Annotated in this window: 13 protein-coding genes and 1 riboswitch; of the genes, 4 read left to right on the top strand and 9 right to left on the bottom strand. The window is 72.2% G+C overall.

Annotated elements, in window-relative coordinates:
• Positions 1–13: 13 nt before the first annotated feature.
• The 3 genes from ACWEVS_RS38480 to ACWEVS_RS38470 all read right to left on the bottom strand — a co-directional run bounded on the left by ACWEVS_RS38480 (position 14) and on the right by ACWEVS_RS38470 (position 3,011).
• Positions 14–967, bottom strand: a complete 954-nt coding sequence (locus ACWEVS_RS38480; protein WP_354914868.1) for a coiled-coil domain-containing protein — start codon at positions 965–967, stop codon at positions 14–16.
• Positions 968–970: 3 nt separating this feature from the next.
• Positions 971–1,107: riboswitch (cyclic di-AMP (ydaO/yuaA leader) on the bottom strand.
• A gap of 66 nt (positions 1,108–1,173) precedes the next feature.
• Positions 1,174–2,235, bottom strand: coding sequence for a galactose-1-phosphate uridylyltransferase (gene galT, locus ACWEVS_RS38475; RefSeq protein WP_452555674.1), 1,062 nt, complete (start codon positions 2,233–2,235; stop codon positions 1,174–1,176).
• On the bottom strand, positions 2,232–3,011 hold the full coding sequence (locus tag ACWEVS_RS38470; RefSeq protein WP_354914866.1) for a DeoR/GlpR family DNA-binding transcription regulator: 780 nt from the start codon (positions 3,009–3,011) through the stop codon (positions 2,232–2,234). The genes galT and ACWEVS_RS38470 overlap by 4 nt, the downstream gene beginning before the upstream one ends.
• 134 nt (positions 3,012–3,145) lie before the next feature.
• Between ACWEVS_RS38470 and ACWEVS_RS38465 the strand changes: the two genes are divergently transcribed.
• Complete coding sequence (locus ACWEVS_RS38465) at positions 3,146–3,223, top strand: 50S ribosomal protein bL37 (RefSeq protein WP_376773285.1); 78 nt, start codon at positions 3,146–3,148, stop codon at positions 3,221–3,223.
• 158 nt (positions 3,224–3,381) lie between these two features.
• A complete protein-coding gene (locus ACWEVS_RS38460; RefSeq protein WP_452555672.1) occupies positions 3,382–4,458 on the top strand; it encodes an AI-2E family transporter in 1,077 nt (358 codons plus the stop codon).
• On the opposite strand, the gene ACWEVS_RS38455 is transcribed toward ACWEVS_RS38460, so the two are convergent.
• The 3 genes from ACWEVS_RS38455 to ACWEVS_RS38445 form a co-directional block, all read right to left on the bottom strand.
• Positions 4,385–5,683, bottom strand: a complete 1,299-nt coding sequence (locus tag ACWEVS_RS38455) for a dihydrolipoyl dehydrogenase family protein (RefSeq protein ID WP_452555670.1) — start codon at positions 5,681–5,683, stop codon at positions 4,385–4,387. The two genes, ACWEVS_RS38460 and ACWEVS_RS38455, sit on opposite strands and share 74 nt — an antisense overlap.
• 96 nt (positions 5,684–5,779) lie before the next feature.
• Positions 5,780–7,093, bottom strand: a complete 1,314-nt coding sequence (locus ACWEVS_RS38450) for a TrpB-like pyridoxal phosphate-dependent enzyme (RefSeq protein WP_452555668.1) — start codon at positions 7,091–7,093, stop codon at positions 5,780–5,782.
• A gap of 18 nt (positions 7,094–7,111) precedes the next feature.
• On the bottom strand, positions 7,112–7,981 hold the full coding sequence (locus tag ACWEVS_RS38445) for an LLM class flavin-dependent oxidoreductase (RefSeq protein WP_449919668.1): 870 nt from the start codon (positions 7,979–7,981) through the stop codon (positions 7,112–7,114).
• A 90-nt stretch (positions 7,982–8,071) separates the two neighbouring features.
• Here ACWEVS_RS38445 and ACWEVS_RS38440 point away from each other — a divergent pair, with 90 nt between their 5' ends.
• Together ACWEVS_RS38440 and ACWEVS_RS38435 are read left to right on the top strand one after the other, a co-directional pair.
• Complete coding sequence (locus ACWEVS_RS38440; protein WP_452555666.1) at positions 8,072–9,955, top strand: trypsin-like serine peptidase; 1,884 nt, start codon at positions 8,072–8,074, stop codon at positions 9,953–9,955.
• Positions 9,956–9,997: 42 nt separating this feature from the next.
• Positions 9,998–12,310, top strand: a complete 2,313-nt coding sequence (locus tag ACWEVS_RS38435) for a protein kinase domain-containing protein (protein WP_452555664.1) — start codon at positions 9,998–10,000, stop codon at positions 12,308–12,310.
• 111 nt (positions 12,311–12,421) lie between these two features.
• On the opposite strand, the gene ACWEVS_RS38430 is transcribed toward ACWEVS_RS38435, so the two are convergent.
• The 3 genes from ACWEVS_RS38430 to ACWEVS_RS38420 all read right to left on the bottom strand — a co-directional run bounded on the left by ACWEVS_RS38430 (position 12,422) and on the right by ACWEVS_RS38420 (position 14,509).
• The gene (locus ACWEVS_RS38430; protein WP_452555662.1) at positions 12,422–13,039 is read right to left on the bottom strand and encodes a uridine kinase; all 618 of its coding nucleotides are present in this window, start codon (positions 13,037–13,039) and stop codon (positions 12,422–12,424) included.
• 2 nt (positions 13,040–13,041) lie between these two features.
• A complete protein-coding gene (locus tag ACWEVS_RS38425; protein WP_452555660.1) occupies positions 13,042–13,662 on the bottom strand; it encodes an NADPH-dependent F420 reductase in 621 nt (206 codons plus the stop codon).
• Between the two features lie 112 nt (positions 13,663–13,774).
• Positions 13,775–14,509, bottom strand: a complete 735-nt coding sequence (locus tag ACWEVS_RS38420; protein WP_452555658.1) for a class I SAM-dependent methyltransferase — start codon at positions 14,507–14,509, stop codon at positions 13,775–13,777.
• Positions 14,510–14,834 lie beyond the last annotated feature (325 nt).

Below are 14,834 nucleotides of genomic sequence, written 5' to 3'. Positions count from 1 at the left end.
CCATCGCCTGCTTTCAGTTCATCGAGACGTGGACGTGGTCGTAGTGGTTCTCGGTGATGCTGCCGCGGTCGGACATCGGCCGCCAGCCGCTGCCGCTGTTGATCCGCTGCCGCCAGATCACGTACTTGACGCCCAGGCGGGTCTGGTTCTTCACCGCCCACGCCGCGATCTGGTCGCCCAGCGTCCGGTTGACGGCCGCGGGCATGGAGCCGCCCGAGCTCATCATGAAGTCGCAGGCCCGTCCGAGGGGGTGTTCCCCGCTGCTGCCCGACCGGTAGCAGCCCACCTCGAACGGCAGCGCGAACGTCTTCTTGATGGTGTCGCGCATGAGCCGGGTGCGCGGGGTGATGTTGTCCGACCCGGCGGGAAGCTCGGGCGCCCAGCTGCCGTCGGCCTTGCGGCCAGGACCGGTCGGCACGAGGGCCTGCAGCTTCTTCTCGATGTCCTTGATCATGCCCTCGGCGGCCTTCCGGTCGCCGGCGACCTGCTCGGTCTCGGTCCTGATCCGGTCGGCGAGCGCGGTGGCCGCGTCGGCGGCCTGCTTCTTGGTGTCGCGCGCCGCGGCGACGTTCTTGACGACCGCGTCCTGCTCGGCGCTCATCTGCTCGAGCAGGGCGGCGGTGTTGAGGTCGGGGGTGAACAGCAGCGTCGGCAGGTCAGGGGTGCTGGCCTGGTAGCGCAGCTCGGTGATCCTCGAGGCCTCCTTCTCGGCCGTGACCAGGGTCTGCTCGGCCGCCGCGAGCTGTTTCCCGGCCGCTTTCGCGTCCTTCTGGGCCTTGGCCAGCGAGACGCGCTTGGCGTTGTAGGTCCGGATCAGCTTGTCGACCCGGGTGTTGAGCTTCTTCAGCTCGGTCCGCAACTGCGGTTCGGACGGCTTGGGGGCAGCCGAGACTGCGGTCGCGGAACCGATCACGAGGGACAGCGCGGCGACAGCACCGCATGCGAAACGGGACGTGGGGGACGCCACGAACGATCCTCTCCGTCTGCCGGCCGGGTTAGCTGACGGGTTCGGGCGGGAGAAGCCCTACCACACGCGTGGATTCACCCCAGGTTCTCGATGGGTCCCCGGCTCCGGGCAACGCGCCCAGGATTAGGCATGTGACGGCTGTGAAAGCCGACGAATCGGGATATTAGTAGTAAATCCCCCGTAATGCGACCTCAAGCGGACATTAATTAGTGATCTACTTGTGATCGAAGCAGCCGTGCCGCGTCCTCGGGCAGAACGTCGTTGACGAAGGCGCCCATCGCCGACTCCGAGCCCGCCAGGTACTTCAGCTTCTCCGGCGCCCTGCGGATGCTGAACAGCTCCATGTGCAGGTAGGCCAGGTCGCGGCCGTGCCGTACGGGGGCCTGGTGCCAGGCGGCCACGTACGGCATGACCACCCCGAACAGCCCGTCGAGCGCCTTCAGCACGCGGGTGTAGACGGGGCCGAAGGCGGCGCGCTCCTCCTGGGTGAGCGCCGCCAGGTCCGGAACCTGGCGGTGCGGGTAGAGGTGCACCTCGAACGGGTAGCGGGCGGCGGCCGGCACGAACGCGGTCCACAGCTCGTTGGCGGCCACCACACGCTCGCCCGCCCGCTCGGCGGCCAGCACGTCGGCGAACAGGTTCGGCCGCTTGGCCGCGGCCGCCAGGTGCAGGCGGGTGCGCGGGGTGACGTAGGGGTAGGCGTAGATCTGGCCGTGCGGGTGCGCCAGCGTGATGCCGATCTCGGCGCCCCTGTTCTCGAAGCAGAACACCTGCTCCACGCCCGGGATCGCCGACAGCTCGGCCGTGCGGTCGGCCCAGGCCTCCATCACCAGCTCCACCTGCTCGTCGGACAGCGCCGAGAAGGAGGAGCCGTGGTCGGAGGTGAAGCAGACGACCTCGCAGCGCCCGACCCCCGGCCGCACCTCGCTCAGCCCGCCGGGGGCGGTGTAGGTGCCCAGGTTGGTGGAGAAGCTGGGAAAGCGGTTCTCGAAGACGGCGACGTCGTAGTCGGCGGCCGGGATCTCGGTCGGCTTGCCGGGCCTGGTCGGGCACAGCGGGCACTCGTCGGCCGGCGGCAGGAAGGTGCGGGTCTGCCGGTGACCCGCCATCGCCACCCACTCCTCGGTGAGCGGGTCGTAGCGCAGTTCGGAGGCCGCGGGCCTGGGCGGCAGCTCGCGCTCGTCGATCGCGCTCCGGTCGGCGTCGTCGCGCCGGTCGAAGTAGATCAACTCTCGGCCGTCGGCCATGTGCGCGATGGTGCGCTTCACTTGATGTCCTCCGCGATGATCAGTTCTCCCGCCCGCTCGGCCAGCTCCGCGCGCGCCTCGTCCGGCAGGGCCGCGTCGCTGATGACGACGTCGGCCTCCGACAGCTCCGCGATCGTGCTGATGCCGACCGTGCCCCACTTGGTGTGGTCGGCCGGGACCACCAGGCGATGTGCCGAGGCGACCAGTTCCCTGTCGGTCTCCGACTCCAGCAGGTTGGGGGTGGTGAAACCGGCCTTGGTGCTCATGCCGTGCACGCCCAGGAACAGCGTGTCGACGTGGAGCCGCCTGATGGCCGCGACGGCGACCGGGCCGACCAGGGCGTCGGACGGCGTGCGGACGCCGCCGGTGAGCACCACCGTGCGGTCGGCGCGCGGGCTGCGGTGGAAGACGTCGGCGACGGGGATGGAGTTGGTGATGACGGTGAGGTCCGGCACGTCGACCAGGTGGTGGGCCAGCGTCCAGGTGGTGGTGCCGGCCGACAGGGCGACGGCGGTGCCGGGGCGGACGAGCGTGGCCGCCCTGCGGGCGATCGCGTCCTTCTCCGGCTGCTGACGCATCGACTTGGCGGCGAAGCCCGGCTCTTCCGTCGAGCCGGGGCCGTTGATCGTGGCCCCGCCGTGCACCTTCTCGAGCAGGCCCCGCTCGGCGAGCGCCTCCAGGTCCCGGCGAATGGTCATGTCGGAGACGCCGAGCTCGCGGACGAGGTCGGCCACCCGGACTCCGCCGCTGCGACGGACGCGCTCCAGGATCGCCTGTTGCCGCTGTGGTGCGAGCATGTGCCCTCCTTCCAACAGATTCCACCAAATTATGACACATCTATGTTGAAACATGGGGAGTGGAATCTGGCGAAGGCCTTGTCCGGGCCGCCGCCTTCGCGAGAGGTTGGGATCATCACATGAGGAGGTAGGCGATGGCGAAGCGCGCCCGCAAGACCAAGGCCCGCAAGAAGAAGGCGGCCAACCACGGCAAGCGTCCCAACGCTCGCTGAGGCAGGACATCGGGTACACCGCGTACGCCGCGTACGCCGCGTACCCGATGTCCGGTCCCCCCTCTGGCGCCACGGGCAGCGACCGCGGCGATCCCGTACAACGCGCTGACCGGCGCGGTTGCCTGCCTTCGTCACCGACGGTCGCGATAGTGTGACCCATGATGTCGCGTGGACTGCGGATCCTCATCGGCCTCGCGGCCGCGGTGGTCATCCTTGCCGGGCTCAGGCGCGCGAGCGCGATCATGGCCCCGGCCTTCCTCGCGCTCACGCTGACGATCGCCGTCAGCCCGCTGCGCGCCTGGCTGAAGCGGCGCGGCGCGGCCTCGTGGGTGCTGGTGACCGTGCCGCTGACGGTCGTGCTGCTGGTGCTGCTGGCGTTCGTGGGTGCCCTGGTCGTCTCGGTCGCACGGCTGGCCGGCCTGCTTCCCCAGTACGCCGACGAGTACCACCAGCTGGCCGCCTCCGTCACGCAGTGGCTGGCCGGCCTCGGGATAACCCCCGCGCAGATCAGCGCCGCCGTCAAGGCGCTGGATCCCGGCAAGCTCGTCCCGCTGGTGCAGGGCTTCCTGAGCGGCCTGCTCGACGTCGCCTCCGCCTTCATCGTGATCATCCTGCTGGCGTACGGCATGAGCATGGACGCGGGCCACATCCAGGCCGCCGTCCGCCGGCTGCAGAGCACCAAACCCGACCTCGTGCGCGCGCTGACCGACTTCGCCAGGAGCACCTGCCGCTACCTGGTGGTCTGCACCGTCTTCGGCTTCATCGTGGCGGTGCTCGACGCGGGCGCGCTGTGGCTGCTCGGGGTACCGCTGCCCGTGCTATGGGGGATGCTCTCCTTCATCACCAACTACATCCCCAACGTCGGGTTCTTCCTCGGGCTGCTTCCGCCCGCGCTGCTGGCCCTGCTCGACTCGGGCTGGGTCACGATGGTCTGGGTGATCGTCGTCTACACCGTGGTCAACTTCGTCATCCAGTCGGTGATCCAGCCCAAGTACGCGGGGGAGTCGGCGGGTCTGTCGACCACGCTCACGCTGCTGTCGCTGCTGGTGTGGTCGGTCGTGCTCGGCCCGCTCGGCGCCATCCTCGCCGTGCCCCTCACCGCGCTGGCCAGGGCCCTCGTCATCGACGCCGACCCCGGCACCCGCTGGGCGATCCCGCTGGTCAGCGGAGAAGCGCGGGAAGAGCGGCCGACACCGCCCGATGGAAGGTCGGGTACGCGTAGATCATCTGGCTGAGCCGTTCGACCGGGATCCTGGCGTGCACGGCCAGCGTCAGCATGGACAGCATCTCGCCGCCGCACGGACCGGCGCTCGTCGCGCCGACCAGGACCCCGTCGGCGGCGACCAGCTTGACGAACCCCTCCGCCCGCGCGATCCAGCCGCGCGTCGAGCCCGCCAGGTCCGTGAGGGACACCCTGACGTCCAGCCCCTGCTGCCGGGCCTGGGCCTCGGTCAGCCCGACGGCGCCCACCTCGGGATCGGTGAACGTCACCCTCGGCACCGCGTGGTACTCCGCCTCGTACACCGGCTCGCCCAGGATCTGCCTGACGATGATGTCGGCGTGGTACATCGACATGTGCGTGAACGCGCCCTTGCCGACCACGTCGCCCAGCGCCCACACCCCCTCGGCGGCGCGCATCCGCTCGTCCACGGGGATCGCCCGCGCGCTCTCGTCCAGCCCGATCGCGCCGACGCCGAGCGCGGCGAGGTCGACCCTGCGGCCCGTGGCGACCAGCAGCCGTTCGGCCGTCACCCCCGCCAGCGTGAACCTGCCGTCCGCGTAGGCGACCTCGTCGACCTTCACCCCCGTGCGCACCCCGATGCCCTCGTCGGTGAACACCTTCTCCACCAGCGCGCTCGCCTCGGGCTCCTCCATGGACAGCAGCCGGTCCAAGCCCTCCAGCACCGTCACCTCCGCGCCGAACCTGGAGAACGCCTGCGCCAGCTCGGCGCCGATGGCGCCGCCGCCCAGCACGACGAGCGACTCCGGCACCGTCTCCGTCTCGATCGCCTCGTGGTTCGTCCAGTACGGCGTGCCGTCCAGACCCTTGATCGGAGGAACGGCCGGCCTCGACCCGGTGGCGATCACGATGCCCCGCCGCGCCCTGATGACCTGCTCGCCCACGGTGACCTCGTCCGGCCCGGTGATGCGGCCGTGGCCCCTGACCAGCAGGCCGCCCTTGCCGGTGAAGCGGTCGGCGGCGACCTTGTCGTTCCAGTCGTCGGTCGCCTCGTCGCGGATGCGGCGGGCGACCGGGGCCCAGTCGGGCGCCAGGCCGCCCTGGGCGACCTCGTTGGCCGCGGTGACCATCATCTTGGAGGGGATGCAGCCCCAGTACGGGCACTCACCACCGACCAGGTTCGCCTCGACACCGGCGACCTCCAGGCCGGCGTCGGCCAGCCGCTCCGCCGCGTCCTCGCCACCGGGACCCAGGCCCAGCACGATCACATCGACATCCATCCACCCACGTTACGCCGCTCGCCCGGCGACGACGCGATGGCCAGGACCGGCTTCACCGCACCGCTCAGCGCTTCCCCTCCGCCAAGGAGAAGCCGGTCACGTAACGGGCAGGCCCGACAGTGACCGGGCGATCCGCTCCTCGGGCAGCGCGAAGTCCTCCATCTCGCCCGCCAGATAGCGGTCGTAGGCGGCCAGGTCGAAGTGGCCGTGCCCGCACAGCGCGGTCAGGATGACCTTCTCCTGCCCGCTCTCCTTGCAGCGCAGCGCCTCGGCGATCGTCTCGGCCAGCGCGTGCGTCGGCTCGGGCGCGGGCACGATGCCCTCGGTCCTGGCGAACCGCACCCCGGCCGCGAAGCAGTCGGTCTGCGAGACGGCGACCGCCTCGAAGAGCCCCAGCTCGTACATGTGCGACAGCAGCGGCGACATGCCGTGGTAGCGCAGCCCGCCGGCGTGGATCGGGTCGGGCACGAAGTCGTGGCCGAGCGTGTGCATCTTCAGCAGCGGCGTGAACCCCGCCGTGTCGCCGAAGTCGTAGGCGTAGACCCCGCGGGTGAAGGACGGGCACGCCTCGGGCTCGACCGCCCGCAACACCGGCGAGACGTTGCCGGCCAGCTTCTCCCGCAGGAACGGGAAGATCATCCCCGCGAAGTTGGAGCCGCCGCCGGTGCAGCCGATGACGACGTCGGGCATCTCGGGAAGCTGCTTCAGCGCCTCCTCACCGATCACGGTCTGGTGCAGCAGCACGTGGTTGAGCACCGACCCGAGCGCGTAACGGGTGTCGTCGGCGGCCCCGGCCACCTCGACCGCCTCGCTGATCGCGATGCCCAGGCTGCCGGGCGAGTCGGGATCGTCGGCCAGTACCTTGCTGCCCGCGCCGGTCAGCGGCGAGGGGCTGGCGTGGACGGTCGCGCCGTACACGCGCATCAGCGAGCGGCGGTACGGCTTCTGGTCGTAGGAGGCACGCACCATCCAGACCTCGCACTCCAGCCCGAACTGGGCGCAGGCGAAGGCCAGCGACGATCCCCACTGGCCGGCGCCGGTCTCGGTGGTGAGGCGGCGGATGCCCTGCTTGGCGTTGTAGTAGGCCTGCGGCACCGCGGTGTTGGGCTTGTGCGAGCCGGCGGGCGAGACGCCCTCGTACTTGTAGTAGATGCGGGCGGGCGTGCCGAGCGCCTCCTCCAGGCGGTGGGCCCGCATCAGCGGTGTCGGCCGCCACAGGCGGTAGACGTCGAGCACCTCCTGCGGGATCTCGACGAACCTGTCGGTGCTCACTTCCTGGGCGATCAGGTCCATCGGGAACAACGGCGCCAGATCCTCCGGCCCCACCGGCCGCATCGTGCCGGGATGCAGCGGCGGCGGCGGAGGAGCGGGCAGGTCGGGAACGATGTTGTACCAGTGACTGGGGATCATCTCTCCATACTGGACCCGTCACGCTTCGCGTTCCAGTGCTACCTGTCTGCGAACCTCCGGGACCACCTCCTCGGCGAACAGGTGGAGCTGCCGCTCCTGGTCGCCCTCCGCCCAGAACACGAACGAGTCCATGCCGAACCCGACGGACAGGTCGGTCAGCTCGGCCACCCACTGGCTCGCGGGCCTGTCCGGCCCGATGGCGCCGTTGATGTTGTAGACCCGCCGCAGGTCGGACGGCTTCCTGCCCGCCTCGACCGCCGCCTCGTCGATCCTGGCGTGCAGCTCGGGCAGCCGCTCGGGCGGCGCCCACGGCGAGGACGGCAGCCAGCCGTCGGCCGCCCGGCCCGCCAGCGCGAGCCCCTTCGGGCCGCCCACGCCCAGCCAGATGCCGATCCCGTGCGCAGGCGAGGGTCCGGCCTGCGCGCCGCGCAGACGGTAGTGCTCGCCCTCGAAGCGCCGGTTGCGCTCGCCGCTCCAGATCTGCCTGATCACCGAGATCGCCTCGCCGAGCGCGTCGATCGCCGCCCCCTTGGTACGGCGCGGCCCGCCGTACGCCTCGATGGCGTCCCAGAAGCCGCCCGCCCCCAGCCCGAGCTCCACCCGCCCCCCGCTGAGCAGGTCGAGGCTGGCGGCCGACTTGGCCAGCACGGCCGGCTGCCGCAGCGGCAGGTTCGCCACGTCGGGGAAGACGGTCACCCGTTCGGTCACGGCGGCGATCACGCTGAGCAGCGTCCAGGTGTCGAGATACCTGCGCTGGTACGGGTGGTCCTGGACGCCGATCAGGTCGAGGCCCAGCCGGTCGGCGAGCCTGGCGTGCTCGATCACCGGGTCGCCGGCGTCGGGCACGAGGAAGTAGCCGAACTGGAGAGGTCGTCCGTAGTCGCTCATGTCCCCGCAAACCGCGGGCCGGCCCGGGAGATTCCGGCTGAGTATGGACCTACTCATGCGGAGGCCACCGCACCGGCGCACCGTGGGCGCATGAACCCCATCGCCCGCATCAGGGACGACGTCGACCAGCTCGCGGCCAGGGCGGAACGTCTCGTGGCCACGGGACAGGTGCCCGTCGCGACCATCGAGAGACTCGTCGGCGAAGGCGTGGCCAAAGGCGCGCCGCTGTACGAGCGCATCATCGCCGCCGCCGCCGACCACCCGCCCGCGGGCTTCCTGTCCAGGGGAGCGCGGGCCGTCGCCGCCGTGGCCCGGATCTCGGCCGGCCCGCCGGGAAGGGAAACGCCGCTGGGCACGGGGTTCATGGTCTCGCCCAGACTGCTGCTCACCGCCGGCCATGTCCTGCCCTCGCCCGCCGCGGCGGGCGGCGCGGTCGCGGAGTTCTTCGGCGAGGAAGGCGCCGGCGACCGGCCAGGGACACCCGTCAGGTTCAGGTTCGACCCGGACGGCTGCTTCCTCACCGACGAGCGGCTCGGCTACACGCTCGTCCTGGTGAAGGCCGCCGCCGACGGCAGCGAGGCGGGCGCGGTCCTCGGCTGGAACCCGCTCGTCGCCCGGCAGGGGAAGATCGTCGCAGGGGAGCCGGTGAACATGGCCGGCCATCCGCCCGGCCATCCGCCGGGCCGGGCGACGGAGATCTCCGTCCGGCACAGCCGGCTGCGGGAGCAGACCGCGCAACGGCTGCTCTACACCACCGGCGGGCCCGGTGGCTCGGGCTCGCCGGTGTTCAACGACCAGTGGGAGGTCGTCGCGCTGCACCACGGTCCGGCCGACGACCCGCCGAGCCCGGACGCGGAGACGGATGCGGAGGTGCGGGGCTCGGGGGTGCCGGGCTCCGGGCTGCGGGGCTCGGGGGTGCGGGGCTCGGGGGTGCGGGGCTCGGGGGTGCGGGGCTCGGGGGTGCGGGTGAGTGTCATCCTCGCCCACCTGGCGGGGCGCGAGGTCACCGCGGGGGTGCGGGCCCTGCTCGCCGAGATGGGGCCCGCCGCGGGGCTCGGGACGCCTGCCGTACCGGTCGCCCGGCCGCCCGCCGTCCAACCCCTCAGGGCGCCCGCCACCGCTCTCGCCGCCCGCCCCACCGCCTTCGGCGGCGGCAGGCGCCTTCTGTTCCTGCCCGGCGGTCCCGGTGAGCATCGCGACCACGCCGGCCCCGTGGCGCTGCGCAGGCAGTGGACGGCCGGGCTGAACAAGGGACTCACCCTCGCCGACCTGCCCACCCTCGACCCTGGCGACGTGTGGCTGCCCTCCTACGCCGACCGGCTCGTCCCGGCCGGCCCCGAGCCCTCCGCCGGGTGCGCGGCGCCCACCTCGCCGACCGCGCGGCTGCTGTACGAGCAACTCGTCGGCGAGGCGGCCATGATGGCGGGCATGCCGTCCGACTCGCGGCGCGAAGGGCTGCTCACCGGCCTGGACGGCGCGCTGTCCTGGCTCGCCTCCGCCACCAACCTCGACCGGCTCCTCATCGCGCGCGTCTTCCGCGACGTCGCCGCCTACCTCGACGACCCCCCGGTACGGCACCGCGTGCTCGACGCCGTCATGCGAACCCTGCCGCGCTCCGGCGCCCTCGTCATGGTGGCGCATGGCCTCGGCAGCGTTGTGGCGATGGACCTCATGGCCTCGCTGCCGCCAGGCGTGGAAGTGCCGCTGCTGGTGACCGCGGGCAGCCCGCTGGGCCTCGACGCCGTGCACCGCCACCTCCTGGCGGGCGGGCCAGCGCGCCCGCCGAAGATCGGCGCGTGGCTCAACGTCTGGTGCCCGTCCGACCCGGTGTGCATCGGCTGCCCCCTGGACGACGACTGGAAGGGACAGGTCGACGAACGCGCGGTCGACAACCCCCTCCAACGCGCCCACGACGTGGAGGAATACCTGTCGGACCCGGCCGTCGCACGCGCCGTCGCCGCCGCCTTGGCATGATGTTCGCCCGGAAGGCCCGCACGACAGACGGACAGGGGCACGATGCTCAAGCCAGGAGATCCCGTACGGCTCGGGCCGTACAGGCTGCTCGACCGGCTGGGCGAGGGAGGCCAGGGCGCGGTCTACCTCGCCGAAGGACCCGACGGGGCGCGGATCGCGGTCAAACTGCTGCACGCCCGCCACGCCGACCGCCCCGACGTGCGGGCCCGCTTCCTGCGCGAGATCGAGCTGGCCAGGCAGGTGGCCGAGTTCTGCACCGCGCGGGTCCTCGACGCGGGCGAGAGCGACGGCTCCCTCTACGTGGTGAGCGAGTACATCGACGGCGTCTCCTTGCAGAAGAGCGTCGAACGGGAAGGCCCCCGCTCCGGCGCGGCGCTGCACCGGATCGCGGTCGGCACCGCGACCGCGCTGGCCGCCATCCACCAGGCGGGCATCGTCCACCGCGACTTCAAACCGGCCAACGTGCTGCTCGGACCGGACGGCCCGCGAGTCATCGACTTCGGCATCTCCAGGGCGCTCGACACCGTGGGCACCACGACCAGCGGCGTCGTCGGCACGCCCACCTACATGTCGCCCGAGCAGATCGGCGGGCAGCGGGTGGGCGCCGCCTCGGACGTCTTCAGCTGGGCGGCGACCATGGTGTTCGCCGCCACCGGACGGCCCGCCTTCGGCCACGACAGCATCCCCGCCGTGCTGCACCGCATCCTGACGGCCGAGCCTGACCTGTCGGCCATCCCCGCCGACCTGCGGCGGTTGCTGGCGCAGTGCCTGGCCAAGGACCCCGCTGCGCGCCCCACCGGCTCCCAGGCGATGCTGTCCCTCATCGCCCACCGCCCCGCACCAGCCGCGCCCGCACCCGCCGGTCCCACTTCCGCCGGCCCGCCGCCTGCGGGGCCCATGTCCACCGGACCCTCGCCCGGTCCTGTGCCTGCGGGGGCTGCGTCTTTCGGCCATGTGTCTGCCGGTCCCGCGCCTGCGGGGTCTGTGCCGACCGGTCCGGCGCCCGTCGGTCCCGCGCCCGCCGGAGCTGTGCCGTTCGGACCCGTGCCCGCCCCGCCCGGGGCTGACGGCGGGCCCGCGGTCGCCTGGGCTGGGGCTGACGGCGGACCCGCGACGCCCGCGCCCGGGGTGACCGGGCCCGCTCCGGGTTCCCGCGCTCTCCAGGGACGTGCGCTGGACACGGTTCCGGGCAGGACCAGGAGGAAGGTCGCCTACGGCGTGGTCGCCGCCGGCTGCGCGGCCCTCGTCACTGGAGCGGCGGTCGTCGTGCCCGCATGGCTGGGCACCGGCACGCCCCGTCCCACCGTCGGCCCTCTGGCCTCCACCGGCGCCCCCGCGCCGGCCACCCACACCCCGCCGGCCTCCGCCCGGACCTCGTCACCCACCCCGCCGACCCCGGCTCCGGCCCTGTCGCCGTGGTCCGGGAAGGCGGTCGGCACGGCGCTCGGCACCCTGCGCGGCCACACCGACGACGTGGAGACCGTCGCCACCACCACCGTGGACGGCAGGCCGGTCGCGGTCTCCGGCTCCCAGGACCGCACCGTCCGGCTGTGGGACCTGACCGGGCGCAAACTCATGGCCACGTTCACCGGCCACACCAACGGGGTGCGCGAGGTCGCCGTCACCGACCTGGACGGCACGCCGATCGCCGTCTCCGGCGGCGACGACGGCACCGTCAGGGTCTGGGACCTGGCCCGTCGCGGACCGCTCGGCAAGCCCATCGACCAGAACGAGCCGGTGTTCTCCCTGGCGGTGGCACGCCACGGAGACCGCACCGTGGTGATCACCGGAGGCGGCGACGGCAACGTACGCGTGTGGGACCTGGCCACCCGCAAGCAGGTCAGCCAGACGCGACGCGGCGCCCATGACGGTGCCGTCTTCTCCCTCGCCGCGACCGACGACGGCACCTTCTACACCGGGGGACAGGACGGCGAGGTCAAACGCTGGAGCCTCGACGGCGGCGAGGGGGCGAACGTGACCACCCACTCGGGATACGTCTCGGCGATCGCGACCGCCACGCTCGACGGCGGGCCGGTCGTGCTGTCCGGCGGCGGAGACCAGGAGGTATGGGTGGACGAGCCGGCGGGCGGCGAGCGGCGCCTGCCGTACCGGGGGCACTCGGGATGGGTCTACTCGATCGCCGTGGCCGAGGTGGCGGGCCGGACGCTGGTCGTCTCGGGCGGCAACGACGGCTCCGCCAGGGTGCACGACCTGGCGACCGGCAAGGACGCGGGCAGGCCGTTCAAGGACCACGACCACAACGTCTTCGGCCTCGCGACTGCCGACGTCGGCGGAAGGACGGTCGTGGTCAGCGCCGGAGGCGACGACACGCTACGGGTGTGGCGGCTCACCTGAGCGCCAGGGGACGACGGGGATCGGCTCACCCGGGCAGGACGGGCGGCCGGGGCAGCAGCACGGGACGGCGGTGATCGGCGCGCCTGAGCGGCACGGGCGGCCGGGGCCGGCTCACCTGAGCAGCACGGGATGGCGTGGATCGTCGGTCTTGACCGCCACGTCGGCCGACTCCGCGGGGGCCACCTCGCGCTCGTAACGCTCGTAGGCCGGCAGCCGCCAGGCGTCTCCGGGTTCGGTGCGCCGGGTCAGGGCCGCCCGCGACAGCCACAGGTGCACGGTCAGCTCGGCCGGCAGGCCCCGCCCGAGCAGCAGCGTGCCGTCCAGCAGCAGCACCCCGCCCTCCGGCAGCGTCTCGTACGGCGCGCGGGTGGCGCGGTCCGTCACGCTGTTCCACAGCGAAGGGACGATCCGGCCGGTGCTGCCGGGGGAGAGCGGGTCGAGCACCTCCCTGCGCAGGCCGCCCTCGTCCAGCCAGTCGTCGTAGAAGGCGTCGGGGTCGGTCCTGCCGTACTCCAGGCGCAGGGAGGCCGCCCGCAGGAAGTCGCCGGCCGACACCCGCCGCACCGCGCGCCCGCGCACCCGCAGCGGCTCGACCAGGTCGTCGGCCAGCAGATCGGGCCGCGCCGGCGGCGCGCCGTCGACCAGCACCCGTACCCACGCGCCGCGCGGGTGCCGTGCTACGCGCTCGGCCAGTTCCTCGACCAGCGACGCGGGAGAGATCGGCCGCAACGCTAGCGGTCCCTGCCCAGGGCCCGCCGCAGCTCGTCCCGGGTGAGCCGCCGGTTGTAGGGCGGCGTGTCCGGCTCGAACCTGCGGCCCTCCGCCAGCGGCCCGGCGTCGACCACGTCGAACCCGAACGCGTCCGTCAGCTCGGCCACCACCCGCTTGGCCGCCTCGTCGTCACCCGCGATCGGCAGCGCGCGCCTGCCCGGCGTGCCCTCCGGCAGGCCCTGCGTGGCCAGGTCGCGGTAGTAGATGCTGTTGAACGCCTTCACCACCCTGGCGTCCTTCAGGTGCGCGGCCAGCAGCTCGCTGCTCGTCGTCTCGCCGGAGTCGAGCTCGGCGACGTGGCCGTCCCTGGCCGGATAGTAGTTGTTGGTGTCGATCACGATGGTGTCGATCGGCGGCACCTCGCGATAGCTGCCGAACGGGATCGTCACCACGACCACGTCACCCGCACGCGCCGCCTCCTCCGCCGTGCCGGCCCGCGCCCGTGGCCCGAGCTCCTCGACGAGGTCGGCGAGGGTCTCGGGGCCGCGCGAGTTGCTGAGGACCACTTCGTGGCCTGCCGCGACGGCCAGCCTGGCCAGCGTGCCGCCGATGGATCCGCTGCCGATGAGTCCGATAACCATGGACGTAACCATGGACGCGGCAACACGGCGCCGCCCTCGCCCTATTCCGTCGCCGGGCCCGCTCTCAGATCCGCTCTCAGATCCGCTCTGAGGTCCGCTCTGAGGTCCGCTCTCAGGTCCGCGCGATGATGAGGAACTCTCCGTCCCCTTCCCCGACCGGCTGCCGGTGCCACCCGCCGTGAATCCGCTCCACCCGGAATCCGGCCTCCGCCAGGGAGGCGCGCAGTTCCTCCTCGGTACGGAAGCGCAGCGTCGAAGTGCTGAGCAGCGTCTCCCCGTTCGAGAAGGCGTAGTGGTAGGTGAAACTGACCCTGCCGTCCTGGACGTCGGTCACCTCCACCCAGGTCTCGGCCTCGGCACCGTCCGGCAGGCGCACCAGCTGGCGCGAGTCGGTCGGGTTCCACCGTTCCCAGGCGAGATTGCGGGGATCCCGCGAGTCGAACACCAGCCGGCCACCTGGCACCAGCGACCGTTCGAGCGCGGCGAGGACGCGCTTCCACTCCTCGTCGTCGACGAAGACCTGCGCCACGTGGCTGGTCATGACCGCGACGTCGAACGCGCGCTCGGGAAGCACGTCGGCGGTGCCCTCGATCCAGGTCACCCGCTCGGCGCCGGGCTTGGCGCGGGCCGCCTCCAGCGACGCGCGGGCCGGATCGACGCCGGTGACCGTATGGCCGGCCGCCGCCATGCCCAGCGCCAGCCGCCCGGTCCCACACCCCAGATCCAGCACCCGGGCAGCGGGAGTCTCGCCGACCACGGCGAGGAAGAAGTCGTCGTCGCGCCCCCAGGTGTACATGGCGTCGTAGACCGCCACCAGCCGGGGGTCGTTGAACTCGGCGTCCTGCATACGGAGATCGTATTCGCCCGGTGCGCTGGAGACCGTACGGTCCCCACGCTGTGGTGGGCCGGGCTCGGTCAGTGTGGCGGGTAAGCGGCGATCATTGGCGGCTTTCGCCAGAGGTGACGGGGATACCGATGCGGGCCGCCGGCCCCGACGACAAGTTGTATGCCGGAAACGTGCTCTTTGACCTGCGGGAGTGGTGCAGTACTTCGGGTGATCTGCCGCGACTAGATGACTGATTCCAAGGGCTGAGGATTCCGAGTCTGGCTGCGAACATGCAGCGAGGGTGTCCAAGATCCGTGTGTGACGACAGAACTGAACACCCTCGCCA

The sequence above is a fragment of the Nonomuraea sp. NPDC003754 genome (assembly GCF_053605785.1).
This window is presented reverse-complemented; position numbering and strand designations above follow the sequence as displayed.